The sequence below is a fragment of the Shigella sp. FJ200513 genome (assembly GCF_040495915.1).
Classification (GTDB): Bacteria; Pseudomonadota; Gammaproteobacteria; order Enterobacterales; family Enterobacteriaceae; genus ECMA0423.
In genome coordinates, this window is sequence record NZ_JBDYCV010000026.1 from 1 (window position 1) to 26,808 (window position 26,808).

Consider the following 26,808-nt stretch of genomic DNA (forward strand, 5'->3'; position numbering starts at 1 on the left):
GTAGCGGAGCAGGAAGGACATCTGATGGAAATGGAAGCCACGCAAGCACCTTAAAATCACCATCATACACTAAATCAATAAGTTGGCAGCATTACCTTCGCTTAATTCCATATAACTGGACGATTACATTAGAAGTAAACTATACTTTTTATGAAATATCAGGGATAAATTATTCACATGGAAAATACATCATGTACAAATCATTATTTACTATTATCATTCTACTGTATAGCGCCAGTTCATATGCAAAAAGCGAATCCCCTCCCGCAAGCACTATAACTTTCATTGCACAAATCGATCATGTTGAGCTAAATAAAACAGCATTATCTCATGATATGAAACTCGTTCTTGCCGATCGTTTTTATTTCAAAACCAGTAATCCTTGCGAAACAAATTCAATTTCTGCTCGACCAGAATCAATGGATATTACTGACAAAGCCTATGCCGACAAATTAAAAAAATTAGAAACTCCTTTTCTTGATGATCGCTATTTCTTTATGACCATCAATCAGTGTGACGGTAATGGCACTCCCATGCTGACAGACATAAAAGTATGTACAACAGAATTATGTGGTGCTGAATATACAAAGAAAATGTCTACTGTATGGCTCGATGAAACTTTAAAACCAACTGCTAAACGTCTGGCAATTTATTTTATTCAATCTCCTTTACCCTATGACGAGGAGAAAAAACAATGGAAAGTCACCGGATGGTATATCTCATCAACTGATAATCAGTCTTCAACTAAACAGATTGCATTTGAAGGATATACAGACACAGATAACCTCTCCGATTCTAAATTTATTTCTTCATTTAAATCCTGGTTTGAAAGTGGAAAGATAAAAAACATTGCTAACTATAATCCAAAAGGAGAAAGAGATGGAAAATACGAAAGTTATTACAATAGCAATGGTAACGTCTATGAATCTCTAAGTTTTTCTAATGGTCTTATCAACGGTGAGTTTATTACATATTATGAAAATGGGGCCATTGAAAGTAAACGTCATTTTAATAACGACAAAATTAAAGATGGTGAATGCCCTCATTTTTATGAAGATGGGAAAATCAAACAGCAACATAGCTATCTGAATAGTAAACTCGATGGTCCTGCATATGAATATTATCCTGATGGCAAACTCATGCAGGAAAATTTCTATCAGCAAAGTGTGTTGATTGGAAACGATACCAGTTACTACCAATCCGGAAAAATAAGCTCTATACACAATAGAAATTCCCGTGGTCAGTATGATGGAGCTAACGAACGTTATAGTGAAGAGGGTAAGTTACTGTCTAAATCCGTCTATAAAGACGGAAAACAAATTTCTGTTCAAACCTGGTATGAAAATGGGCAGAAAGAAGAGGAGAAACATTTTGATGAGCAAGGCCAATTAAATGGTCTGGTTAAGCAATGGTATAAAAATGGTAATCTTGCAAAATCACAAAACTATAAACATGACATACTCGATGGTAACAGTGAAGAGTGGTACGAAAATGGCATCCCTGAAAGTTTGTACCCTTATAAGAATGGAAAAACCGACGGCATTGCCAAATCATGGAATAAGTATGGTAAATTAACCTATTCAATCGAATACAAAAATGGCGTAGAGAATGGGGCATATCGTAACTGGAGCAAAAACACAGGTAAACTAACCAAAGAAACCCTGTACGTCAATGGTATCAGACAGGGAGTGGAAAAAGAGTTTAACGATCGCACAGGTAAACTATTAACCTCCACGCAATATGTTAATAATAAAAGACATGGTACGGAGGAAACTTATGATCAAAACGGAATAAAATATATTACATGCTATCAAAATGATCAGAAATTATCGTCTTTAGACAATCCAACACAAATAAAAGATAATGCAACAACAGGCGATTCCAGTGCTCAATTTGCATTAGGGAAATACGAATTCATCTGTGCAAATATAGATGAAGGGATTAAATGGTTAACCAAATCTGCAGAGCAAAAAAACACTGATGCGATATACTTTTTAGCTACAGCCTACAAAGGCAATGGTATACCTGCAAACAATGAAAAATACCTAGCATATCTGCAACAAGCTGCAACACTGGGCAGTAGTAATGCCCAGGCGGAAATTGGCTATTTATATCTCATCGGAAAAGAACTACCACAGAATCTTCCTGATGCTGGTGTCTGGTTCAAAAAAGCAGCTGCACAAGGTAATTTTGCCGCACATTTCTATCTGGGAAGGATGTATCAGAATGGTGACGGCGTTGAGAGAAATATGGAAAAAGCCAGGTTTCATCTATCTAATGCGGCAGAAGGTGGAATAGAACCTGCGCTTAAAGCATTAAATGAACTTGAACATCAAACAAAATAAAGCGCTCAGGGACCACGTAAGGTTCATCAAACAGAAAAGGATATAGTTTGCGATGAAAGCGAAATCCACTTTGTTATTAATGATTTTATCTGTTTTTTATTCTCATCAGGTTTTATCCAGCGAACCCACTCAGCCGGATGTTTATTCTGTCGTCGAGAAAAAACTAAACTCTGCTTTACCTCTGGAAGAAAATACCACCTTCAGATCGCAGGCTGAATGGTTTAATTTGCAATATGAATTATTAGTATCTGGCTACCCTGAACGTGCTTACAATTTACTGAGCAAACTTGAGACAGAATCGAAAAACGCTAAATATTATCTGGATTTAACTGCCTCCAGAGTCGCTGAAGAAGAAGCACCAGAGACAGCCTTAACTTTTTTATCAAAAATTGGGTTAAATAAACCGGCTACTCTTACATCCTTTGAGAGCTATATCAATAGCTGGATAAAAAGCAAACAACCCGAAAAGGCTATGCAGCTTCTCAGCCTCGATGAGAATGCCCTGAATTATTATTTACCGACTGTGTTAGTCGCATATCAGATCGTTCCTGATAAGGCAATAAGTATTTATAATTCTGTATATGGAGATAATGTTGTTATACCCTATCAGCAAGTCACCATGTTACTTACAGTTGCGGAGGGTTATCAAACAAAAGGCGATATAAAAAACGCCATTCATTATGCCGATAAGGCGCTGAATATGTTTGATAAAGCTATTGCTGTAGATAGCAGTCGTGAATCCCATTATAGTGATGAGTATTTGAAACTCATGAATATCTACGCCGCCAATGGCAACAAAGAAAAAGCGGTGGTTTTATCTCAACGTCTACACAAAGCCATTACCGAATCTCAATCGAATTACTTAAGTACTCTGGAAGGAATTTTATTGTTTTATAGAAATAATGATATGCAGCAAGACTATCAAAACAGCCTTTCAAATTACATAGTATTTATCGATAAAATTTTTGCCTTTTCCCCATCAACAAGAAGTGAATTAAGCCTCATTAATTTATTAAATTCATTAAATGAGGTGGAATTGATGAGAAAACGTCTGGCGTTTCTGATGACAGCACCAGAATACGCTTGTTATAATAGTCAGTATTGTTATGAAGACAAAGTCAGCGCATTAAAAATCCTGTATCGTCATCATGACAATGAGCTAATGGACAAATATTTCACGACTCTTCTTAAAGAGATCAGTAATCAACCATTAGAAGACTGGGATATAATAATAAGTAATACTGGTGAAAAATTTAGTGAAGTGGGTCTAACCAAATATGCTCAACATCTCGCATCTTTCGCTGAAGAATTTTATATAAAAGAGCAAAAATCACATTCTGAAAGTGAAATGAGAGGACTATTTTCATCACTTGCCGAATTATATAGTTTTGGTAATGATACTGCCAGCGCAAACCGAGTGTTCCATCAGCATGTCCCTGCCTTCAATACAGATCATATGATTCAATATTTTATAAATGCCAAAGAATGGAACAATGCCAGGGAATTATTGATAAAAGAGGAAATGTTGGGTATGCATAATCTGATATTGTTGGAGAATATTTGTATGCAAAAAAATGCAGAATGCATGGCACACATTACCTTTACGCTTAATAAATTAACAACACAACCAGCAATAACAAAAATAGATAGCGTGGGTAATGAGCAACTTTATCAGATTGGCAAAATCTACCATAAGTTGGAAATTAAACCTGAGCCAGAGCAACAGGTTTTAATTCAGTCGCTTTATGACCGGGCATCAGGAAGCGCCTCTGCAACTCAATAAATGCATGGTCAAAAGGGCCACCACGGTGGCCCTGACAATCAGTAGCTATATCCAGAAAGTTAATCGCGGAAGTTTTTGAACTGGAACGGCTGACCGAGATCGCCACCGCGCACCATCGCCATGACAGCCTGCAAATCATCACGAGATTTGCCAGTCACGCGGATCTCATCGCCCTGAATTTGCGCCTGCACTTTCAGTTTGCTGTCTTTGATCATCTTGACGATTTTTTTCTGAGTGGCGCTCTCAATGCCCTGTTTCAGTTTCGCTTCCACAAACCAGGTTTTACCGCTATGAACGATATTTTCCGGTACATCCAGTGAACTGCCTTCAATGCCGCGCTTCAGCAGCTTGGCACGCAGAATATCCAGCAACTGATTGACCTGGAAGTCGGACTCGCTCAACACTTTGATGGTTTTGCTGGCGTCGTTCAGCTCAAATGAGGCTTCAACGTTACGGAAGTCAAAACGGGACTCCACTTCGCGACTCGCGTTATCGACCGCGTTACGTGCTTCCTGAAGATCAACTTCAGAGACAATATCGAAAGATGGCATCTTTTCCTCTCCCTTCATTTTTGATGCGAAGCATAATACCTGCAAAGTTAAATAACCAACAGTCCTGCACCAGGACGTATCCCTTAATTGTGCATAGTCGCAACAGCATGCACAATTAAGGGATAGCCTTATTGAACACCCGGAGTGGTTGCGGGTGAGGAGGAACAATGAAAATTACCGTATTGGGATGCGGTGCCTTAGGGCAATTATGGCTTACAGCACTTTGTAAACAGGGTCATGAAGTTCAGGGCTGGCTGCGTGTACCGCAACCTTATTGTAGTGTGAATCTGGTTGAGACAGATGGTTCGATATTTAACGAATCGCTGACCGCCAACGATCCCGATTTTCTCGCCACCAGCGATCTGCTCCTGGTGACGCTGAAAGCATGGCAGGTTTCCGATGCCGTCAAAAGCCTCGCATCCACACTGCCTGTAACTACGCCAATACTGTTAATTCACAACGGCATGGGCACCATCGAAGAATTGCAAAACATTCAGCAGCCATTACTGATGGGCACCACCACCCATGCCGCCCGCCGCGACGGCAATGTCATTATTCATGTGGCAAACGGAATCACGCATATCGGTCCGGCACGGCAACAGGATGGCGATTACAGTTATCTGGCGGATATTTTGCAAACCGTGTTGCCTGACGTTGCCTGGCATAACAATATTCGCGCCGAGCTGTGGCGCAAGCTGGCCGTCAACTGCGTGATTAATCCACTGACTGCCATCTGGAATTGCCCGAACGGTGAATTACGTCATCATCCGCAAGAAATTATGCAAATATGCGAAGAAGTCGCGGCAGTGATCGAACGCGAAGGGCATCATACTTCAGCGGAAGATTTGCGTGATTACGTGATGCAGGTGATTGATGCCACAGCAGAAAATATCTCGTCGATGTTGCAGGATATCCGCGCGCTGCGCCACACCGAAATCGACTATATCAATGGTTTTCTCTTACGCCGCGCCCGCGCGCATGGGATTGCCGTACCGGAAAACACCCGCCTGTTTGAAATGGTAAAAAGAAAGGAGAGTGAATATGAGCGCATCGGCACTGGTTTGCCTCGCCCCTGGTAGTGAAGAGACTGAAGCCGTCACCACGATCAACCTCTTGGTTCGCGGCGGTATCAAAGTCACCACTGCCAGCGTCGACAGCGATGGCAACCTGGCAATTACCTGCTCGCGCGGCGTGAAGCTGCTGGCGGATGCGCCGCTGGTCGAAGTGGCTGATGGCGAATATGACGTGATCGTGCTGCCTGGTGGCATTAAAGGCACGGAGTGTTTTCGCGATAGCACTCTGCTGGTTGAAACCGTTAAACAGTTCCACCGTTCCGGGCGTATCGTCGCGGCTATTTGCGCCGCGCCAGCCACCGTGCTGGTGCCGCACGATATCTTTCCGATTGGCAATATGACCGGCTTCCCGACGCTGAAAGACAAAATTCCCGCTGAACAATGGCAGGACAAGCGCGTCGTCTGGGATGCACGGGTAAAATTGCTGACCAGCCAGGGGCCGGGTACAGCTATCGACTTTGGTCTGAAAATTATCGACCTGCTGGTTGGGCGCGAGAAAGCCCATGAAGTGGCATCACAACTGGTGATGGCGGCAGGGATTTATAATTATTACGAGTAGTGTCGGATGCGGCAAACGTCGCATCTGACCAGATGCGACGTAAAAACTACAAATTACGGGCGATATACCTTCACATTGTTAAAGCCTTGCTCGCGCAGATAGAGCGCCTGCAGACGGCTCATCACCCCGCGCTCACACCACAGCAGCCAGGTTTTGTTCTGGTCGAGATCGCCAAATTTGGTGCTCAGTTTATAGAACGGCAGAGAAACCACATCAATCCCTTCGACTTTCAGTGGCTTATCTTCCTGTTCATCGACAGAACGGATATCGAGAATCACGTCGTTCGGGCCGAAGCCGTTGACGGTTTCCACTTCCACCACTTCCTGCTCGGTCTGCTGGGCGATTTCGCGGATATCAACGTTATTCGCTTCCTCAACCACTTTATCGAGAATACTGAAGTCGAACTTCTCTTCTTCCGCTTCAATCTTCGATTTAACCGCTTTCACCGTCGGGCTTTTGGAGATCACGCCACAATATTCCGGCATCGTGCGAGCAAAGTCTTCGGTGCCAATCTGGCGAGCCAGGTTGATGATGTGCTCTTTGTCGTAAGAAATCAGCGGACGCAGGATCAGCGTGTCAGAGACGTTATCAATCAGGCGCAGGTTGGTCAGCGTCTGACTGGACACCTGGCCGAGCGCTTCGCCGGTGACCAGCGCCTGTACGCCGTAACGTTCAGCCACTTTAGATGCGGCACGCACCATCATACGTTTGAGGATAACGCCCATCTGACCGTCGTCGATTTTCTCGAGAATTTCCCCGACAACCGGTTCGAAATTAATGGCGACAAAACGCACGCGGTGGGAGCTGCCAAAGCGGTTCCACAGATAATGCGCCACCTGACGCACGCCAATTTCATGCGCTGCGCCGCCGAGGTTAAAGAAGCAGTAATGCACGCGGCAGCCGCGACGCATCAACATATAACTGGAAACACCGGAGTCGAAACCACCGGAAATGAGCGACAGCACATCTTCCTGGGTGCCAATCGGGAAACCACCAATACCTTCGTAGCGACCTTTAATCAGCAGGAGGCGATCGTCTTCCACTTCCAGATGAACAGTTACATCCGGGTTAGTCAGCTTCACGCGCGCGGATTCAATATGCTGATTTAAACCGCCGCCGACGTAACGTTCCACATCAATCGAGCTAAAATCATGTTTGCCACGGCGCTTCACGCGTACGCAGAAGGTTTTGCCTTCCAGCTGATCGCGATACTGAACCAACGCTTTCTCAAAAATATCGTGCATGTCGGTAAACGGCACGTCTTCGACTTCGAGAATATGGTGGATACCCGGAATACGGGTCAGGGCGTCGCGAATAGTCAGACGCTGGTTTTCATCTTTCGCGCGAACTTCGATGTTATCCCAGTGGCGGACGACAGCGAGCGTCTCATCATAGTGCTTTAAAACGTTACGAATGTTCCCGGTAAGGATTTTTATAAAGCGCAAGCGCACAGATTGGCTTTTGATGGTGATTTCCGGGAACAATTTAATGATAAACTTCATGGCGGCAATGGTTCGTTGGCAAGCCTTAAGCGACTTGTATAGGGAAAAATACAGCAGCCCACACCTGCGGCTGCATCCAGGCGCGGAAGTATACCACTAACATCGCTTTGCTGCGCACATCACCTTACCATTGCGCGTTATTTGCTATTTGCCCTGAGTCCGTTACCATGACGGGGCGAAAAATATTGAGAGTCAGACATTCATTATGCCGAAGAAAAATGAGGCGCCCGCCAGCTTTGAAAAGGCGCTGAGCGAGCTGGAACAGATTGTAACCCGTCTGGAAAGTGGCGACCTGCCGCTGGAAGAGGCGCTGAACGAGTTCGAACGCGGCGTGCAGCTGGCACGTCAGGGGCAGGCCAAATTACAACAAGCCGAACAGCGCGTACAAATTCTGCTGTCTGACAATGAAGACGCCTCTCTAACCCCTTTTACACCGGACAATGAGTAATGGACTTTCCGCAGCAACTCGAAGCCTGCGTTAAGCAGGCCAACCAGGCGCTGAGCCGTTTTATCGCCCCACTGCCCTTTCAGAACACTCCCGTGGTCGAAACCATGCAGTATGGCGCATTATTAGGTGGTAAGCGCCTGCGACCTTTCCTGGTTTATGCCACCGGTCATATGTTTGGCGTTAGCACAAACACGCTGGACGCACCCGCTGCTGCCGTAGAGTGTATCCACGCTTACTCATTAATTCATGATGATTTACCGGCGATGGATGATGACGATCTGCGTCGCGGTTTGCCGACCTGCCATGTGAAGTTTGGCGAAGCAAACGCGATTCTCGCTGGCGACGCTTTACAAACGCTGGCGTTCTCGATTCTAAGCGATGCCAATATGCCGGAAGTGTCGGATCGCGACAGAATTTCGATGATTTCTGAACTGGCGAGCGCCAGCGGTATTGCCGGAATGTGCGGTGGTCAGGCATTAGATTTAGACGCGGAAGGCAAACACGTACCTCTGGACGCGCTTGAGCGTATTCATCGTCATAAAACCGGCGCATTGATTCGCGCCGCCGTTCGCCTTGGTGCATTAAGCGCCGGAGATAAAGGGCGTCGTGCTCTGCCAGTACTCGACAAGTACGCAGAGAGCATCGGCCTTGCCTTCCAGGTTCAGGATGACATCCTGGATGTGGTAGGAGATACTGCAACGTTGGGAAAACGCCAGGGTGCCGACCAGCAACTTGGTAAAAGTACCTACCCTGCACTTCTGGGTCTTGAGCAAGCCCGGAAGAAAGCCCGGGATCTGATCGACGATGCCCGTCAGGCGCTGAAACAACTGGCTGAACAGTCACTCGATACCTCGGCACTGGAAGCGCTAGCGGACTACATCATCCAGCGTAATAAATAAACAATAAGTATTAATAGGCCCCTGATGAGTTTTGATATTGCCAAATACCCGACCCTGGCACTGGTCGACTCCACCCAGGAGTTACGACTGTTGCCGAAAGAGAGTTTACCGAAACTCTGCGACGAACTGCGCCGCTATTTACTCGACAGCGTGAGCCGTTCCAGCGGGCACTTCGCCTCCGGGCTGGGCACGGTCGAACTGACCGTGGCGCTGCACTATGTCTACAACACCCCATTTGACCAATTGATTTGGGATGTGGGACATCAGGCTTATCCGCATAAAATTTTGACCGGACGCCGCGACAAAATCGGCACCATCCGTCAGAAAGGCGGTCTGCACCCGTTCCCGTGGCGCGGCGAAAGCGAATATGACGTATTAAGCGTCGGGCATTCATCAACCTCCATCAGTGCCGGAATTGGTATTGCGGTTGCTGCCGAGAAAGAAGGCAAAAATCGCCGCACCGTCTGTGTGATTGGCGACGGCGCGATTACCGCTGGCATGGCGTTTGAAGCGATGAATCACGCGGGCGATATTCGTCCTGATATGCTGGTGGTCCTCAACGACAATGAAATGTCGATTTCCGAAAATGTTGGCGCGCTTAACAACCATCTGGCTCAGCTGCTTTCCGGTAAGCTTTACTCTTCACTGCGCGAAGGCGGGAAAAAAGTTTTCTCTGGCGTGCCGCCCATTAAAGAGCTGCTCAAACGTACCGAAGAACATATTAAAGGCATGGTGGTGCCTGGCACGTTGTTTGAAGAGCTGGGATTTAACTACATCGGCCCGGTGGACGGTCACGATGTGCTGGGGCTTATCACCACGCTAAAGAACATGCGCGACCTGAAAGGCCCGCAGTTCCTGCATATCATGACCAAAAAAGGTCGTGGTTATGAACCGGCAGAAAAAGACCCGATCACTTTCCACGCCGTGCCTAAATTTGATCCCTCCAGCGGTTGTTTGCCGAAAAGTAGCGGCGGTTTGCCGAGCTATTCAAAAATCTTTGGCGACTGGTTGTGCGAAACGGCAGCGAAAGACAACAAGCTGATGGCGATTACTCCGGCGATGCGTGAAGGTTCCGGCATGGTCGAGTTTTCACGTAAATTCCCGGATCGTTACTTCGACGTGGCTATTGCCGAGCAACACGCAGTGACCTTTGCCGCCGGTCTGGCGATTGGTGGATACAAACCCATTGTCGCGATCTACTCCACCTTCCTGCAACGCGCCTATGATCAGGTGCTGCATGACGTGGCAATTCAAAAGCTACCGGTCCTGTTCGCCATTGACCGCGCGGGCATTGTTGGTGCTGACGGTCAAACTCACCAGGGCGCTTTTGATCTCTCTTACCTGCGCTGCATACCAGAAATGGTCATTATGACCCCGAGCGATGAAAACGAATGTCGCCAGATGCTCTATACCGGCTATCACTATAACGATGGCCCGTCCGCGGTGCGCTACCCGCGCGGCAACGCGGTTGGCGTGGAACTGACGCCGCTGGAAAAACTACCAATTGGCAAAGGCATTGTGAAGCGTCGTGGCGAGAAACTGGTGATCCTTAACTTTGGTACGCTGATGCCAGAAACGGCCAAAGTCGCCGAATCGCTGAACGCTACGCTGGTCGATATGCGTTTTGTGAAACCACTTGATGAAGCGTTAATTCTGGAAATGGCCGCCAGCCATGAAGCGCTGGTCACCGTAGAAGAAAACGCCATTATGGGCGGCGCAGGTAGCGGAGTGAACGAAGTGCTGATGGCCCATCGTAAACCAGTACCCGTGCTGAACATTGGCCTGCCGGACTTCTTTATTCCGCAAGGAACTCAGGAAGAAATGCGCGCCGAACTCGGCCTCGATGCCGCCGGTATGGAAGCCAAAATCAAGGCCTGGCTGGCATAATCCCTACTCCACTCCTGCTATGCTTAAGAAATTATTCATGGCAGGAGTGGCAGCATGCAATACAACCCCTTAGGAAAAACCGACCTTCGCGTTTCCCGACTTTGCCTCGGCTGTATGACCTTTGGCGAGCCAGATCGCGGTAATCACGCATGGACACTGCCGGAAGAGAGCAGCCGTCCCATAATTAAACGCGCGCTGGAAGGTGGCATAAATTTCTTTGATACCGCCAATAGCTATTCCGATGGTAGCAGCGAAGAGATCGTTGGTCGCGCACTGCGGGATTTCGCCCGTCGTGAAGACGTAGTCGTTGCCACCAAAGTGTTCCATCGCGTTGGTGATTTACCGGAAGGATTATCCCGTGCACAAATTTTGCGCTCTATCAACGACAGCCTGCGACGTCTCGGCATGGATTATGTCGATATCCTGCAAATTCATCGCTGGGATTACAACACGCCGATCGAAGAGACGCTGGAAGCCCTGAACGACGTGGTAAAAGCCGGGAAAGCGCGTTATATCGGCGCGTCATCCATGCACGCTTCGCAGTTTGCTCAGGCGCTGGAACTACAAAAACAGCACTGCTGGGCGCAGTTTGTCAGTATGCAGGATCACTATAATCTGATTTATCGCGAAGAAGAGCGCGAGATGCTGCCTCTGTGTTATCAGGAGGGCGTGGCGGTGATTCCGTGGAGCCCGCTGGCGCGGGGGCGACTGACGCGTCCATGGGGAGAAACTACCGCACGACTGGTGTCTGATGAGGTGGGGAAAAATCTCTATAAAGAAAGCGATGAAAATGACGCGCAGATCGCAGAGCGGTTAACGGGCGTCAGTGAAGAACTCGGTGCAACACGAGCACAAGTTGCGCTGGCCTGGTTGTTAAGTAAACCGGGCATTGCCGCACCGATTATCGGAACTTCGCGGGAAGAACAGCTTGATGAGCTGCTGAACGCGGTGGATATCACTTTGAAGCCATAACAGATTGCCGAGCTGGAAACGCCGTATAAACCGCATGCGGTCGTAGGATTTAAATAAGAGTCCAGGCCTGATGAGACGTGACAAGCGTCACATCAGGCATCGGTGCACAACTACGACAGAATACCCAGCGGCCAGTGATGACCGATAAAGTACAGGATGCCTGCGGAAATCACCCCGGCGACAATATCGTCGATCATGATCCCCATGCCGCCATGTACATTGCGATCAAACCAGCGGATCGGCCACGGCTTCCACATATCCAGAATACGGAAAATCACAAACCCGGCGGCAACCCACTGCCAGTCATTGGTCGGCAGCGCCATGAGCGTGATCCACATACCAATAAATTCGTCCCAGACAATGCTGCCGTGATCGTGCACGCCCATATCTTTCGCCGTTTGATGACAAAGATAGACGCCGATACAGATCCCCAACATCACCACCAGCGAGTAGAGCTGCCAGGGTAAAAAGGTCATCAGATACCAGAAAGGGATCGCCGCCAGCGATCCCATCGAGCCAGGAACGATTGGGCTTAATCCACTTCCGAATCCGACAGCAAGCAGATGCCACGGATTACTCATCTTCAGGCGACTTTTCGCGACATCTTTATGGCGTGACAAAATGGTCATATCCTTTCCAGTCAAACGTGACAGGTTCGCCGTCACGAATAAAACAAAGCCCTTCGATATCGGCGGTCATTTGCCCGATACAGGTAAACGGTACGCCAAGGTGTCCGAGAGCAACATCCAGCGCGCCACGGTTCAGTTCCGGCACCGTGAAACACAACTCGTAATCTTCACCGCCAGAGAGCGCCCAGCGCAGCGCCTGTTCCGGTTCAACATGGCGAGAAAGCGCATCAGAAAACGGCAGCAATGCCAGGTCAATACGTGCGCCGCAGTCGCTGGCTTTCACGATATGCCCGAGATCGGAAATCAGACCGTCAGAGAGATCGATAGCTGAATTTGCCAGATCGCGCAGTGCCTGCCCCTGTAAAATACGCGGCGATGGACGGAGATGACGTTTGATCAAGTAGTCAGCATCTTTAGCATCGGCAACCTGCAAACGGTTTTGCAAAATCGCCAGCCCGGCGGCGCTATCGCCCGGTGTACCGGTCACATAGATCCAGTCACCCGGTTTCGCCCCAGAGCGCGTTAAGGCTCGTCCCATCGGAACAAAGCCGTGGATACCCAACGTCATTGATAATGGCCCACGCGTGGTATCGCCGCCAATGAGTTGCATATCGTAATAATTGAGAAGATCAAACAAACTGTCGCTGAAGGACTCAAGCCACGCTTCGTCTACGTCCGGTAAGGTTAATGCCAGCGTCAGCCAGGCCGGATCGGCCCCCATCGCTGCCAGATCGCTTAGGTTCACCGCCAGTGCTTTATAAGCCAGATCAGCAGGATCGATATCAGGGAGGAAATGGTTGCCCGCCACCAGCGTATCAGTGCTGATCGCCAGGGTCTGTTTCTCGGGGATATTGAGAAGAGCGCAATCGTCGCCGATGCCCAGTTCGACATCAAGACGAGAACTTCTTACACGGTCAAAATAACGGGCAATCAGGGAGAACTCGCCACATGCCATACGTTATGCCTCAGCAGGTAAAAAAGAAAAGGCCGGCGATCATGGAACAGTCTTCCGTGAATCTACCGGCCTGGATATTACTTTTTGTTAGGGCGAATCACAGGTGCTGCTTTATCGAGTACGCCGTTGACGAACTTATGGCTGTCTTCTGCGCCGAACGATTTCGCCAGTTCGATCGCTTCGTTAATGGCCACTTTGTATGGCACATCACTACGTTTAGACAGTTCGTACAGCGCAATGCGCAGTACTGCTTTTTCTACCTGGCCCAGTTCTTCCAGCAGGCGGGACAGGTAGGGCTTCATCAGTCCGTCGAGGTATGCGGTGTTAGTCGCCACCCCGGCCAGCAGCTCACGGAAGTACAGGACGTCAACGTCTTTTACATCCTGTTCAGCCAGGAACTGGTATTCAACATCAGCGATGTCGTTCTGGGACAACTGCCAGGAGTAGAGCGCCTGGACGGCACACTCACGAGCGCGGCGACGAGCAGCAGGTTTCACGGATTTCCCCTTACTAATTTCAGGCCTTGATGGCTTTCAATACATTAATCATTTCAAGCGCGGTCAGTGCAGCTTCTGCACCTTTGTTGCCAGCTTTGGTGCCAGCACGTTCGATCGCTTGTTCAATGCTTTCAGTGGTCAGAACCCCAAAAGCAACCGGAATTTCGCTGTCCTGGGCAACATGCGCCAGGCCGTTGCTTGCACCACCAGCGACATATTCAAAGTGGGCAGTGCCACCACGAATAACCGTACCCAGCGCAATCACCGCGTCGTATTTACCGGTTTTAGCCAGTGCACCCGCCGCCAGCGGCAGCTCATAGGCACCAGGCACCCAAACAACGGTAATGTTTTCATCTTTTACCTGACCGATACGTTTCAGTGCGTCAATTGCACCTTCCAGCAGGCTGTCATTGATAAAGTTGTTGAAACGCGCGATGGTGATGGCGACGCGAGCGTCCGGGGTAGCAACGTTAGCTTCAATAATGTTCATTTTCTTCCTTCGGGTTCGAGTATGGCCCCGCAGGGGGGCGGATTTTAGCATAATATTTCGTGCGCTGCTTCCCTTTCGAGCCGGGAGATCATGCACCCACTAAATGCAGGCAAACATCCGGGCCTACATGACGTATCTCTTTGAATTTAAATTGGGGGGCGTCGGCTAATTTCTCAAGCCCTGGCAGCGAGCATAATCCACGGGCGTCGCTGCCTAATAGTTTAGGTGCGATATAGACAATCAGCTCATCGACTAAACCCGCCTGTAGCAATACGCCAGCGAGCGTTGGCCCCGCTTCCACCCAGATGCTGTTAATCTGCTGTTTACCCAGTTGCATCATCAGTACAACCAGATCCAGATGACCTTTATGCTCTGGAATCAGCAAGGTACGCACCGTTTCCGGCCACTCACGAGAATCTTCCTGCGTACGCGCGAACCAGGTTTCGCCGGGCTGCTGCACAATGCGATGTTCCGGCGTCACGCGATTTTGGCTATCAATCACAATACGTACTGGCTGGCGGAGATTTTGTTGCGGGTAGAGCGCCTGAGTTTGTTCATCCAGTTCAGACCAACGCACTGTTAAGGCTGGATCATCCGCCAGCACCGTGGCGCTGCTGGTTAAAATGGCATGACTTTGTGCGCGCTGTCGTTGTACGTCGCGCCGCGCCTGAGGCGAAGTGATCCACTGGCTTTCGCCGCTCGCCATCGCCGTGCGGCCATCAAGCGATGCGCCAAGTTTTAACTGAATATAAGGAAAGCCGGTGCGCATCCGCTTGAGAAAGCCTTTATTCAATTGCTCGGCTTCACTCATCATCAGCCCGTGGCTGACGTCAATGCCAGCCTGTTGCAGACGGTAAAGTCCACGCCCAGCGACCTGCGGGTTAGGATCTTGCATCGCTGCGACCACGCGCGCTACGCCAGCGGCGATGAGTGCGTCACAGCACGGTGGCGTACGGCCATGATGGCTACAGGGTTCGAGTGTCACATACGCCGTTGCGCCTTTGGCTTTTTCACCCGCCATACGCAACGCGTGTACTTCGGCATGTGGTTCACCCGCTCGTTGGTGGTAACCTTCACCGACAATTTCGCCATCTTTGACAATGACGCACCCGACATTCGGGTTGGGGTGGGTGGTAAAACGTCCTCGTTGCGCCAGCTTTAGCGCCCGCGCCATGTAATACTCGTCCTGCACGGCTTAGTCCTCCAGGCGCGCGATCTCTTCGCCAAATTCTTTGATATCTTCGAAACTGCGGTAGACAGAGGCAAAACGGATATAGGCGACTTTATCGAGCTTTTTCAATTGCTCCATCACCAGATTGCCAATCATCTTGCTCGGTACTTCGCGCTCACCGGTGGCGCGCAGCTGCGATTTAATATGATTGATTGCCATTTCAACGTAATCGGAACTCACCGGACGTTTTTCCAGCGCCCGCAGCATTCCGCTACGCAATTTCTCTTCATTAAACGGTTCACGCACGTCGTTGCTTTTTACAACACGCGGCATAACCAGCTCCGCCACTTCAAAGGTGGTGAAACGTTCATTACACACCAGACACTGCCGACGGCGGCGTACGGATGAACCCTCGCCCACGAGACGAGAGTCAATTACCTTAGTGTCCACGGCGAAACAGAATGGGCAATGCATACGGCGTCCTGACCAGGTGGTTAACGGAAATCTATTTTACCCTGAACTGACGATACAACAAAGGCGCAACGCTTTTGAGATAAAGGATCGATGCTTTCGCTGCTTTTACCCTCTACCATTAGGCTAATTGCGACGAGAAAGGGACGACCTATGAATACTAACGTTTTTCGACTGCTCCTGCTGGGAAGCCTGTTCAGCCTTAGCGCCTGTGTGCAGCAAAGTGAAGTGCGACAGATGAAACACAGCGTCAGCACGCTGAACCAGGAGATGACGCAACTCAATCAAGAAACAGTCAAAATCACTCAGCAAAACAGGCTGAATGCAAAATCCAGCAGTGGGGTTTACCTTCTGCCTGGAGCGAAAACACCGGCAAGACTGGAAAGCCAGATCGGTACTTTACGTATGTCGCTGGTGAATATTACGCCTGATACAGATGGCACCACCCTTACACTACGTATTCAGGGTGAGTCGAATGATCCCTTGCCCGCATTCAGCGGAACTGTTGAATATGGGCAAATTCAGGGAACAATAGACAACTTTCAGGAAATCAATGTGCAGAATCAATTGATTAATGCCCCTGCCAGCGTCCTCGCCCCCAGCGATGTTGATATTCCGTTACAATTAAAGGGGATTTCTGTGGATCAGTTAGGCTTTGTACGTATCCACGACATTCAACCTGTTATGCAGTAAACGTATTTCGGGACGATTTTGTGCGTCCCGCAACATCTTCCCCGTCATTTTGTTACTCTGCTTACATCACCTGGATTGATAGTAAAAGTTTGCAACAAGGGCGAAAGTCAGTACAATCCCCGCCCGAATGTGTGTAAACGTGAACGCAATCGATTACGTAAATGATAGAACTGTGAAACGAAACATATTTTTGTGAGCAATGATTTTTATAATAGGCTCCTCTGTATACGAAATATTTAGAAACGCAATTTGCGCCTTTTTCACTCCCGCAAGGGATTTTCAAACAGTGGCATACATATGAAAAAAACATTACTGGCAGCCGGTGCGGTACTGGCGCTCTCTTCGTCTTTTACTGTCAACGCAGCTGAAAACGACAAACCGCAGTATCTTTCCGACTGGTGGCACCAGAGCGTTAACGTTGTCGGAAGCTATCACACCCGTTTCGGACCGCAGATCCGCAACGATACCTACCTTGAGTACGAAGCATTCGCTAAAAAAGACTGGTTCGACTTCTATGGTTATGCGGATGCGCCGGTATTCTTCGGCGGTAACTCCGATGCTAAAGGTATCTGGAACCACGGTTCTCCGCTGTTTATGGAAATCGAACCACGTTTCTCCATCGACAAGCTGACCAATACTGACCTTAGCTTCGGTCCGTTCAAAGAGTGGTACTTCGCGAACAACTACATTTACGACATGGGTCGTAATAAAGATGGTCGCCAGAGCACCTGGTACATGGGTCTGGGTACCGATATCGACACTGGCCTGCCGATGAGCCTGTCCATGAACGTCTATGCGAAATACCAGTGGCAGAACTATGGCGCAGCGAACGAAAACGAGTGGGACGGTTACCGTTTCAAAATTAAATACTTTGTGCCGATTACCGATCTGTGGGGCGGTCAGCTGAGCTACATCGGCTTCACCAACTTCGACTGGGGTTCCGATTTAGGGGATGACAGCGGTAACGCAATCAACGGTATTAAGACCCGTACTAATAACTCTATCGCTTCCAGCCATATTCTGGCTCTGAACTACGATCACTGGCACTACTCTGTCGTAGCTCGTTACTGGCACGACGGTGGTCAGTGGAACGACGATGCAGAACTGAACTTCGGCAACGGCAACTTCAACGTTCGCTCTACCGGCTGGGGTGGTTACCTGGTAGTAGGTTACAACTTCTGATTATGAAAATGCCGGGATTTATTCCCGGCATTTCTGATTGTTAACAACGTGTGCTTTGTTCATGCCGGATGCGGCGTAAACGCTTTGTCCGGCCCACAAAAGCACGTAAATTCAATATATTGCTGAAATAACGTAGGCCTGATAAGCGTAGCGCATCAGGCAATTTTACGTTTTAATCACTTCTTCTTGTTCATCATCGCTTTCAGGTCAGCGAATGGGTTGTACTTCGCTTCACCGACATCTTTCTGCGCATCTTCCCCTGCGATAACGGTCGTACCATACTGATCCGCTTCGGTATATTTCGAATGCTCATGATCGTGGCAATAGAGACACAACAATTCCCAGTTACTGCCATCTTCCGGGTTATTGGTATGGTCGTGATCAATGTGGTGAACGGTAAGTTCACGCAGGTTAGAATAAACAAACTCGCGGGAACAGCGACCGCAGACCCACGGATAGATTTTTAATGCTTTTTCGCGATAGCCGCTTTCTAACCGTGCATAGTTTTTTGGGATGATAGCCATGAAAAGTTACCTGGATGAAATGTAGGGTTACGCGCAGTTTCCCAAGATGCGGGGATTTTCGCAATCTCCATACATCAAAAAAAATCCCGATCTTCTGACCGGGATTTTCAACATCAACGGGAACTTGATTAAGGCAGAATTGACGGCTGATCCGCCCCTTCTTTTTCCACTTTCTGCTGCAACATGTGTTCGCGCTTCATACCCAGTTTCAGAGCCAACGCAGATGCTACGTAGATGGAAGATGCAGTGCCGATGGAAACACCGATAAGCATGGTCAGCGAGAAGCCTTCCAGTACCGGACCACCGAAGAGATACAGCATCAGGATAACCATCAAGGTAGTACCGGATGTGATCAAGGTACGGTGCAGCGTCTGGGTCAAGGACACGTTAAAGATTTCGTAAGGCGTACCGCGACGGATCTTGCGGAAGTTTTCACGAATTCGGTCCGATACCACGATACTGTCGTTAAGCGAGTAACCGATAACCGACATCAACGATGCCACAATGGTCAGGTCAATCTCGATATGGAATAACGACAAAATACCCAGCGTAATGATAACGTCGTGCGTCAGCGCAATAACCACCCCTGCCGCCAGTCGCCACTCAAAGCGGAAACCTACGTACACGAGGATAGACAGCAGCGCTGCCATCAACGCCATCGCACCGGTTTGCGCAAGGTCAGCCCCCACGCTCGGACCGACGAACTCAATACGCTTCACTGCTGCATTCTGATTGGTGGATTCGTTAATCACCTTCAGAACTTGGCTGCCCAGCACCTGACCGCCGGTTTCGCCTTCAGCAGGCGGCATACGGACCATGATGTCGTGGCTGCTACCAAAGTTTTGCAGCATTGGCTCTTCAAAACCGGCTTTTTGCAATGCATCACGCATTACGTCAATTTCAGCCGGTTTTTCGAGCGTAATTTCGATAACCGTACCACCGGTGAAATCCAGCCCCCAGTTAAAGCCGCGCACGCCCATAATAACGATAGCAGCGATTAACAGCAGACCAGAGATGCCGAAAGCCCAGTAGTCCCAGCGCATAAAGTCATAGACTTTACGGCCGTGGTTTAGTTGTTCAACAGTATATTCCTGTGCCACATCGCACTCCTCAGATTGACAGCTTCTTGACGCGCTTGCCGCCATATAGCAGGTTTACGATGGCACGCGTACCGACAATCGCGGTAAACATCGACGTCGCCACACCGATACCGGTAGTAATCGCGAACCCTTTAATTGCCCCGGTACCCACTGCGTACAGGATGATGACTTTAATCAGCGTGGTGATGTTCGCATCGAAGATAGAACTGAATGCGCCACGATAACCTTCATCAATTGCCTGTTGAACAGTACGTCCGTTGCTCAACTCTTCTTTAATACGTTCGTTGATCAGTACGTTCGCATCGACCGCTACCGCAAGGGTTAAGACGATACCCGCGATACCTGGCATACTCAGTGTTGCGCCTGGCAACAGCGACATAATACCGACGATCAAGATCAAGTTGGCAATCAGAGCACTGGTCGCAATCAGACCAAACTTCTTATAGAAGATGATCATGAACAGAATAGAAACCAGCAGACCGGCAAGGCAAGCCTCCAGCCCCTGCTCAATGTTCTGCATACCCAGGGTCGGGCCAATTGTACGTTCTTCAACAATCTGAATCGGCGCGATCAACGCACCGGCACGCAGCAGCAGTGACAGCTGACGGGCTTCGTTCGGGTTGTTGATGCCGGTGATACGGAAGCTGTTACCCAGACGAGACTGGATGTTGGCGATGTTAATCACCTCTTCCTGTTTCACCAGAACCGCACGACCATTTGCATCTTTCTTACCGCTGTCTTTGTACTCCACAAACAGGGTTGCCATCGGTTTGCCGATGTTGTCCTTGGTGAAGTTAGACATAATGTTGCCACCAGCGCTATCGAGCGAGATGTTAACCTGCGGCTGGTTGTATTCGTCCTGGCTGGAAGTGGAGTCGGTGATATGGTCACCAGTCAGAATTACGCGTTTGTACAGCACAACCGGCTGACCTTCGCGGGTCTGTTTCACTTCAGAGTCGCCCGGTACGCGACCGGATGCCGCAGCGGCCTGATCAACATTGGTGTTTACCAGACGGAATTCCAGCGTTGCCGTCGCGCCCAGAATCTCTTTCGCACGCGCAGTGTCCTGAATACCGGGCAGTTCAACAACGATACGGTCAGCACCCTGACGCTGAACCACCGGCTCCGCCACGCCAAGTTGGTTTACACGGTTACGCAGGATATTAATGTTCTGCTGCACCGCATATTCACGCGCTTCACTCAGACGAGCATCGCTCATTACCGCACGCAGCTGGTTGCTGCCCTGGCTGCTAATCACCAGGTCCGGATGGCGCTTGCTCAGATACGCAATGGCTTCATCACGAGCTTTAGCATCGCGGAAAGTGATGCTCAGGCCGTAGTTGTTTTCTTTACGAACAGTGGTATACGGGATGCCCTTTTCGCGCAGGTCACTGCGTAGGCTATCGATATTTTGTTCCTGGAGTTTGCCAAGCGCGGTGTCCATATCCACTTCCATCAGGAAGTGAACGCCGCCACGCAGGTCAAGGCCGAGCTTCATCGGCTCAGCATGAATAGCTGCCAGCCAGCGCGGCGTTGCCGGGGCAAGGTTAAGCGCCACGACGTATTTGTCACCCATAACGCCCATTAATGCTTCACGAGCGCGCAACTGGGTGTCAGTGGAGTCGAAGCGCGCAAGAATAGCGCCCTCTTCCAGTGCCACAGACTTAGCAGTTATTTTTTCTTCTTGTAACGTTTTCTGGACCTGGATCAGCGTTTGCTCACTGGCGGCGACTCCGCGCGCACCAGTGATCTGAACAGCCGGATCCTCACCAAACAGGTTGGGAAGCGCATACAGCAGACCGATGACAATCACCACGATCAGCATGACGTACTTCCACAAAGGATAACGGTTTAACACGGCAATTCCCTTAGGGAAAAATTTTAATTACAGCGCCTTCATGGTGCCTTTCGGCAGGACGGCAGCTACGAAGTCACGTTTAATAACTACTTCAGTGGTGTCATTCAGCGCGATAGCAATGTAGCCGTTTTCCGCTACTTTGGTTACGCGACCAACCAGGCCACCGTTCGTCAGAACTTCATCACCTTTGGCAATGGAGTCCATCAGCTTTTTGTGTTCTTTGGTGCGCTTCTGCTGTGGACGCAGGATCATGAAATAGAAAATCAGACCGAATACCACCAGCATCAAAATCAAAGACATCGGGCTACCTTGCGCCGGTGCACCCGTTGCCGCTACCGCATCAGAAATAAAAAAGCTCATTAAATTTCCCTCATTATTAATATTAATCAACGTTCAAAGGTGGTACTTCTCGCCCCTGACGCTGGTAAAAATCAGTTACGAAGCTCTCTAATTTACCCTCTTCAATAGCCTTGCGTAAACCCGCCATCAAACGCTGGTAGTAACGAAGGTTATGAATGGTGTTGAGTCGCGCGCCTAATATTTCGTTGCAACGGTCGAGATGATGCAAGTAAGCGCGTGAATAATTGCGACAGGTGTAGCAATCACACTCAGGATCGAGTGGGCCAGTATCGCTCTTATATTTCGCATTGCGGATTTTCACCACGCCATCGGTCACGAACAAATGACCATTTCGGGCGTTGCGGGTTGGCATTACGCAGTCAAACATATCGATACCGCGACGTACGCCTTCAACCAGGTCTTCCGGTTTACCAACGCCCATCAGGTAACGCGGTTTGTCTGCCGGAATTTGCGGACACACATGCTCCAGAATACGGTGCATATCTGCTTTCGGCTCACCCACAGCCAGACCGCCGACAGCGTAGCCATCAAAGCCGATATCTACCAGACCTTTAACAGATATATCACGTAAATCTTCGTAAATACTGCCCTGAATTATACCAAATAACGCATTTTTGTTACCAAGACTGTCAAAACGCTCACGGCTACGCTTCGCCCAACGCAGAGACATCTCCATAGAGCGTTTTGCGTAATCCCAGTCAGCAGGATACGGCGTACACTCATCAAAGATCATGACGATATCCGAACCAAGATCGTACTGAATCTCCATCGACTTTTCCGGGTCGAGGAAAATCGGGTCGCCGTTGATCGGGTTACGGAAGTGAACGCCCTGTTCGGTGATTTTACGAATATCACCAAGGCTGAAGACCTGGAAGCCGCCGGAGTCGGTAAGAATCGGTCCTTTCCACTGCATAAAATCGTGCAGATCGCCGTGCAGTTTCATGATTTCCTGGCCCGGGCGCAGCCACAGGTGGAAGGTGTTGCCGAGGATAATTTGCGCGCCAGTGGCTTCAACTTCTTCCGGCGTCATCCCTTTTACGGTGCCGTAGGTGCCAACAGGCATAAAACAAGGCGTTTCCACTACGCCACGATCAAAGACCAGGCGGCCACGGCGTGCGCGACCGTCGGTGGTGTCCAGTTCAAATTTCATTTTTTCTCCACTACGTCAGAAAAACAGTCCAACGTTTAAACCAGCGCCGCGGAATTACTCCCCGACGCGCTCATTAATTGCCTGCGGATTGTACGTGATAAACATCGCATCACCGTAACTAAAAAAGCGATATTTCTCTTCTACCGCCGCTTTATAGGCATTCATGGTGTGTTGATAACCGGCAAAGGCCGAAACCAGCATAATCAGCGTCGACTCTGGCAAGTGGAAGTTCGTCACCAGCGCATCGACCACTTTGTACTGGAAGCCCGGATAGATAAAGATTTGGGTATCGTCAAAGAACGGTTCGATAAGATCGTTTTTTGCCGCCTGTGCCGCGCTTTCCAGCGAACGTACTGAAGTGGTGCCAACCGCAATCACCCGGTTACCGCGCGCTTTCGCCGCCAGTACCGCGTCTACCACATCCTGCGGTACTTCAGCGTATTCCGAGTGCATGATGTGATCTTCAATGGTGTCGACGCGCACCGGCTGGAAGGTGCCCGCACCAACGTGCAACGTCACAAACGCCATCTCCACGCCTTTGGCGCGTAATTTTTCCAGCAAAGGCTCGTCAAAATGCAGACCAGCGGTCGGGGCTGCAACCGCGCCCGGTTTTTCGCTATAAACGGTTTGATAAAGTTCGCGGTCAGCGTCTTCGTCCGGACGATCGATATACGGCGGCAGCGGCATATGGCCGATGCTGTTGAGGATATCCAGTACCGAGCGTTCATCATTAAATTCGACTTCAAACAGTGCGCCGTGGCGCGCGGTCATTGTTGCGTTGATACTTTCGTCATCGCCCAGCAACAGTTCTGCGCCAGGTTTTGGCGCTTTCGAGGCGCGAATATGCGCAAGAATGCGTTTGTCGTCGAGCATCCGCTCAACCAGCACTTCAATCTTGCCGCCGCTGGCTTTACGCCCAAACAGACGCGCCGGGATCACGCGGGTATTATTAAAAACCAGAAGATCGCCGGGGTTGAGCTTATCGAGTAAATCGGTGAAAGTACCGTGCGTCAGCGCGCCCGTCGGCCCGTCCAGCGACAGTAAACGACAGCTACTGCGTTCAGGCATGGGATAGTGGGCAATCAGGGATTCGGGCAATTCAAAGGAGAAATCGGTAACGCGCATGACACTGACTCAGACTAAAATAAGAGTCGGGTAGTCTAGTGCCGGGGCGCTCTCCCTGCAACCTTTACCCCCCTTTGGATAGAATATAATCGATGAATTTTTTAGCTCACCTGCATTTAGCCCATCTCGCGGAAAGCTCGCTTTCTGGCAATTTACTGGCTGATTTCGTACGCGGAAATCCTGAAGAAAGTTTTCCGCCCGACGTCGTGGCTGGCATTCATATGCATCGACGTATTGACTGACAATCTGCCGGAAGTCCGCGAAGCACAGGAGTGGTTTCGTAGTGAAACGCGCCGCGTTGCGCCTATTACGCTGGATGTCATGTGGGATCACTTTCTTTCCCGCCACTGGTCGCAGCTGTCGCCGGACTTTCCGCTACAGGAATTTGTCTGTTATGCCCGCGAGCAAGTGATGACGATTTTGCCGGACTCACCGCCACGTTTTATCAATCTGAACAATTACTTGTGGTCAGAGCAGTGGCTGGTGCGCTATCGCGATATGGATTTCATCCAGAACGTGTTAAACGGCATGGCAAGCCGCCGCCCACGTCTGGATGCCCTGCGTGACTCCTGGTACGATTTAGACGCTCATTATGACGCCCTCGAAACCCGCTTCTGGCAGTTTTATCCGCGGATGATGGCGCAGGCGTCACACAAGGCGTTATAAAACGTTAGTTCATCCATACCGTAGCCGAAATGGCAGGCAAAGCCAGAATCCCGTCAGTCAGTTGCCCATGCCCTTCTTTGCATTGCCATTGCACGGCATTGAGAAACGGTGACGCGGGTAGCACCACTTCACTGGCCTCGCCACGGTTGATTGCCACCAGTACACGTTGCTGATTCAGCACGCGGACAAATACCACTACGTTATCTTCCGCATACAGCACCTGACAGCCGCCACGACGCAGCGCCTGACTTTTCTTACGCAGCACAATCATTCGCCGGTACAGCGCGAATAACGCCGTATCCTGCTTTTCCACCTGCCAGGGGAACGGTTTACGGCAAAACGGATCGTTTTTACCATCCAGTCCCACTTCATCACCGTAATAAATGCACGGTACACCAGGCCAGGTGAACAGCCAGACCACCGCCAGCGGCAGGCGCGCAATATCCCGACCGAGCAGCGTTTTAAATCGCGCAGTATCGTGGCTATCGAGCTGATTAAACATACGTAATTGTTGTTGATGAGAAAGCCCTGCGCGGTAATTATCCATCCAGGCCATACAGGTTTGGGCGTCAATTTGCTGCGGATCATAAGAGATGTCGGTATTGGCAAGAAATCCCCACAACGGGAATGTGAAGCCACGATAGTTCATGGCAGCATCTTCCACATCGGCCTGTAACCATTGCCGTGCATCGCCAAAATGTTCGCCGACAATATACGCTTCCGGCTGGGTTTCTTTCGCCGCTTCGGTGATCCCGGCAACGTGCTGCATATTATTGCGCGCCCCACCCGCCTCCCCCAGCATATGCACCACATCCAGCCGCCAGCCGTCCATATTCCACGGCGCTTTCAGCCAGTGGCGGACAATACTGTCTTCCCCGCGATAAATTTCATTCACCAGACTTTCCGACTGATAATCCAGCTTCGTCAAGCTGGCATAGCCAAGCCAGTCGAGCGCCGTGCCATCATCACTAAACGAGTACCAGTCGCGCCAGGGCGATTCAGAGTTGTGACAAGCTCCCCCCGTGCCAAGATTGTGCCTGTCAAACCAGGCATGGGAATCGCCACTGTGGTTAAACACGCCGTCCAGCACCAGCCGCATTCCCAGCTGCTGCGTATTGTGTCGCAAACGCAGCAACGCCCCATCACCGCCAAACTGCGGATCGACATGGCGATAATCCTCGGTATCGTATTTATGTACGCTGGGAGCTTTAAACACCGGATTGAGATACAGCGCTGTCACGCCAAGCTTTTTCAGATACGGCAGTTTTTCGCTTATCCCGTCCAGATCGCCGCCATAGAACGTTGATCCGCCCGCCTGCGCCGTGACCGGTTCATCCCAGTCACGCAAGATGATCTCTTGTCCGGCTGCATGATGGTAATAGACATGATCCTGTTCAGCTTCACGAGGAAGACTACGCGCAAAACGATCAGGGAAGATCTGATAAAAAATCTGATCCGCAGCCCATTGTGGGCCGATATCAGGTACATCGACGGCAAACTGCTCCAGTCGTGCCGGCGGCATTCGGCTGAAGCCCTGCGGTGTAAACCAACGCTGGCGATCGTGCCACAGCAGTTTGAAACTGTAACGCCGCCGGGGTTGTCCGCTGGAGAGATCAATCGCCGCACGCCATGCGGTGACGCCTGGCTGCGGCTGACTGCGCTGCTTATGCATTGGTACTGACATTTCTTCGTTATCGTGTTCTGTACGCAGCATAATGCGCTGCGGTGGGTCTTCGCCCGTCAGCCACAGTGTAATGAGCAGTTGATCTTTGCTTTGTTTAACAAATGGGGGCACCGGCAGGTGCCATGCATTTAACATCATAATTCCCCTGTGATGAAAATCTGATCACCTTGCCATAGCCTAATGCAGGATCACTCATCATCTGAAGGATATTTGGGGGAGGAGGACGGGGGCGGA

At 49.7% G+C, this 26,808-nt stretch carries 25 protein-coding genes and 1 pseudogene; 11 read left to right on the top strand and 15 right to left on the bottom strand.

The window, feature by feature from the left end; translation table 11 throughout:
• Positions 1–191 precede the first annotated feature (191 nt).
• Positions 192–2,345, top strand: a complete 2,154-nt coding sequence (locus ABZJ92_RS08045; RefSeq protein WP_005060811.1) for an SEL1-like repeat protein — start codon at positions 192–194, stop codon at positions 2,343–2,345.
• A gap of 52 nt (positions 2,346–2,397) precedes the next feature.
• Entirely contained in the window at positions 2,398–4,128 is a 1,731-nt protein-coding gene (locus tag ABZJ92_RS08050) for a tetratricopeptide repeat protein (protein WP_000645013.1), read from the top strand.
• A 59-nt stretch (positions 4,129–4,187) separates the two neighbouring features.
• Here the strand turns inward: ABZJ92_RS08050 and yajQ are convergent, their stop codons facing one another.
• A complete protein-coding gene (gene yajQ, locus ABZJ92_RS08055; protein ID WP_001138904.1) occupies positions 4,188–4,679 on the bottom strand; it encodes a nucleotide binding protein YajQ in 492 nt (163 codons plus the stop codon).
• A 167-nt stretch (positions 4,680–4,846) separates the two neighbouring features.
• Between yajQ and panE the strand changes: the two genes are divergently transcribed.
• Entirely contained in the window at positions 4,847–5,758 is a 912-nt protein-coding gene (panE, locus tag ABZJ92_RS08060) for a 2-dehydropantoate 2-reductase (protein WP_000705865.1), read from the top strand.
• Positions 5,721–6,311: a protein deglycase YajL gene (yajL, locus tag ABZJ92_RS08065; RefSeq protein ID WP_001276336.1), complete on the top strand. Its 591-nt coding sequence runs from the start codon at positions 5,721–5,723 to the stop codon at positions 6,309–6,311. The genes panE and yajL overlap by 38 nt, the downstream gene beginning before the upstream one ends.
• A 53-nt stretch (positions 6,312–6,364) precedes the next feature.
• On the opposite strand, the gene thiI is transcribed toward yajL, so the two are convergent.
• Positions 6,365–7,813: a tRNA uracil 4-sulfurtransferase ThiI gene (gene thiI / locus ABZJ92_RS08070; protein WP_000668704.1), complete on the bottom strand. Its 1,449-nt coding sequence runs from the start codon at positions 7,811–7,813 to the stop codon at positions 6,365–6,367.
• Positions 7,814–8,018: 205 nt separating this feature from the next.
• On the opposite strand from thiI, the gene xseB reads away from it, so the two are divergent.
• Genes xseB through yajO form a run of 4 tightly spaced genes read left to right on the top strand, consistent with a single transcriptional unit; the run spans position 8,019 to position 12,019 of the window.
• Positions 8,019–8,261, top strand: a complete 243-nt coding sequence (gene xseB / locus ABZJ92_RS08075) for an exodeoxyribonuclease VII small subunit (protein WP_001124935.1) — start codon at positions 8,019–8,021, stop codon at positions 8,259–8,261.
• On the top strand, positions 8,261–9,160 hold the full coding sequence (gene ispA, locus ABZJ92_RS08080; protein WP_000347234.1) for a (2E,6E)-farnesyl diphosphate synthase: 900 nt from the start codon (positions 8,261–8,263) through the stop codon (positions 9,158–9,160). Before xseB ends, ispA begins: the two co-directional genes overlap by 1 nt.
• A gap of 24 nt (positions 9,161–9,184) precedes the next feature.
• Positions 9,185–11,047, top strand: coding sequence for a 1-deoxy-D-xylulose-5-phosphate synthase (gene dxs, locus ABZJ92_RS08085; RefSeq protein WP_000006825.1), 1,863 nt, complete (start codon positions 9,185–9,187; stop codon positions 11,045–11,047).
• Positions 11,048–11,101: 54 nt separating this feature from the next.
• Positions 11,102–12,019 (top strand): 1-deoxyxylulose-5-phosphate synthase YajO, encoded by a 918-nt coding sequence (yajO, locus tag ABZJ92_RS08090; protein ID WP_001199828.1) that lies wholly within the window; start codon positions 11,102–11,104, stop codon positions 12,017–12,019.
• A gap of 110 nt (positions 12,020–12,129) precedes the next feature.
• Here the strand turns inward: yajO and pgpA are convergent, their stop codons facing one another.
• The 6 genes from pgpA to nrdR all read right to left on the bottom strand — a co-directional run bounded on the left by pgpA (position 12,130) and on the right by nrdR (position 16,235).
• On the bottom strand, positions 12,130–12,648 hold the full coding sequence (pgpA, locus tag ABZJ92_RS08095) for a phosphatidylglycerophosphatase A (RefSeq protein WP_000154147.1): 519 nt from the start codon (positions 12,646–12,648) through the stop codon (positions 12,130–12,132).
• The gene (thiL, locus tag ABZJ92_RS08100) at positions 12,626–13,603 is read right to left on the bottom strand and encodes a thiamine-phosphate kinase (RefSeq protein WP_000742108.1); all 978 of its coding nucleotides are present in this window, start codon (positions 13,601–13,603) and stop codon (positions 12,626–12,628) included. Before thiL ends, pgpA begins: the two co-directional genes overlap by 23 nt.
• Positions 13,604–13,680: 77 nt before the next feature.
• Positions 13,681–14,100, bottom strand: coding sequence for a transcription antitermination factor NusB (nusB, locus tag ABZJ92_RS08105; protein WP_000801125.1), 420 nt, complete (start codon positions 14,098–14,100; stop codon positions 13,681–13,683).
• Positions 14,101–14,119: 19 nt separating this feature from the next.
• Positions 14,120–14,590, bottom strand: a complete 471-nt coding sequence (gene ribH / locus ABZJ92_RS08110) for a 6,7-dimethyl-8-ribityllumazine synthase (RefSeq protein WP_001021161.1) — start codon at positions 14,588–14,590, stop codon at positions 14,120–14,122.
• An 88-nt stretch (positions 14,591–14,678) separates the two neighbouring features.
• Positions 14,679–15,782: a bifunctional diaminohydroxyphosphoribosylaminopyrimidine deaminase/5-amino-6-(5-phosphoribosylamino)uracil reductase RibD gene (gene ribD / locus ABZJ92_RS08115; RefSeq protein ID WP_001150448.1), complete on the bottom strand. Its 1,104-nt coding sequence runs from the start codon at positions 15,780–15,782 to the stop codon at positions 14,679–14,681.
• Positions 15,783–15,785: 3 nt separating this feature from the next.
• Positions 15,786–16,235, bottom strand: coding sequence for a transcriptional regulator NrdR (nrdR, locus tag ABZJ92_RS08120; protein ID WP_000543539.1), 450 nt, complete (start codon positions 16,233–16,235; stop codon positions 15,786–15,788).
• 150 nt (positions 16,236–16,385) lie between these two features.
• Here nrdR and ABZJ92_RS08125 point away from each other — a divergent pair, with 150 nt between their 5' ends.
• Together ABZJ92_RS08125 and tsx are read left to right on the top strand one after the other, a co-directional pair.
• Positions 16,386–16,925 carry a SadB/YajI family lipoprotein gene (locus ABZJ92_RS08125; RefSeq protein WP_001382892.1) on the top strand — a complete coding sequence of 180 codons (540 nt, stop codon included), beginning with the start codon at positions 16,386–16,388 and terminating at the stop codon, positions 16,923–16,925.
• A gap of 297 nt (positions 16,926–17,222) precedes the next feature.
• Positions 17,223–18,107, top strand: a complete 885-nt coding sequence (tsx, locus tag ABZJ92_RS08130; protein WP_001295328.1) for a nucleoside-specific channel-forming protein Tsx — start codon at positions 17,223–17,225, stop codon at positions 18,105–18,107.
• Between the two features lie 176 nt (positions 18,108–18,283).
• On the opposite strand, the gene yajD is transcribed toward tsx, so the two are convergent.
• The 6 genes from yajD to queA all read right to left on the bottom strand — a co-directional run bounded on the left by yajD (position 18,284) and on the right by queA (position 24,224).
• Entirely contained in the window at positions 18,284–18,631 is a 348-nt protein-coding gene (gene yajD, locus ABZJ92_RS08135) for an HNH nuclease YajD (protein WP_000974813.1), read from the bottom strand.
• Positions 18,632–18,759: 128 nt separating this feature from the next.
• Positions 18,760–19,731 carry a protein translocase subunit SecF gene (secF, locus tag ABZJ92_RS08140; RefSeq protein WP_000046642.1) on the bottom strand — a complete coding sequence of 324 codons (972 nt, stop codon included), beginning with the start codon at positions 19,729–19,731 and terminating at the stop codon, positions 18,760–18,762.
• A 10-nt stretch (positions 19,732–19,741) separates the two neighbouring features.
• Positions 19,742–21,589, bottom strand: a complete 1,848-nt coding sequence (gene secD / locus ABZJ92_RS08145; protein ID WP_000934822.1) for a protein translocase subunit SecD — start codon at positions 21,587–21,589, stop codon at positions 19,742–19,744.
• Positions 21,590–21,616: 27 nt separating this feature from the next.
• On the bottom strand, positions 21,617–21,949 hold the full coding sequence (gene yajC / locus ABZJ92_RS08150; protein WP_000007629.1) for a preprotein translocase subunit YajC: 333 nt from the start codon (positions 21,947–21,949) through the stop codon (positions 21,617–21,619).
• Between the two features lie 22 nt (positions 21,950–21,971).
• A complete protein-coding gene (tgt, locus tag ABZJ92_RS08155) occupies positions 21,972–23,099 on the bottom strand; it encodes a tRNA guanosine(34) transglycosylase Tgt (RefSeq protein WP_000667315.1) in 1,128 nt (375 codons plus the stop codon).
• 54 nt (positions 23,100–23,153) lie between these two features.
• A complete protein-coding gene (queA, locus tag ABZJ92_RS08160) occupies positions 23,154–24,224 on the bottom strand; it encodes a tRNA preQ1(34) S-adenosylmethionine ribosyltransferase-isomerase QueA (protein ID WP_001266503.1) in 1,071 nt (356 codons plus the stop codon).
• 92 nt (positions 24,225–24,316) lie between these two features.
• Between queA and acpH the strand changes: the two are divergent.
• Positions 24,317–24,890, top strand: a pseudogene (acpH, locus tag ABZJ92_RS08165) (ACP phosphodiesterase).
• Between the two features lie 4 nt (positions 24,891–24,894).
• Here the strand turns inward: acpH and malZ are convergent.
• Entirely contained in the window at positions 24,895–26,712 is a 1,818-nt protein-coding gene (gene malZ / locus ABZJ92_RS08170) for a maltodextrin glucosidase (RefSeq protein ID WP_000979361.1), read from the bottom strand.
• Positions 26,713–26,808 lie beyond the last annotated feature (96 nt).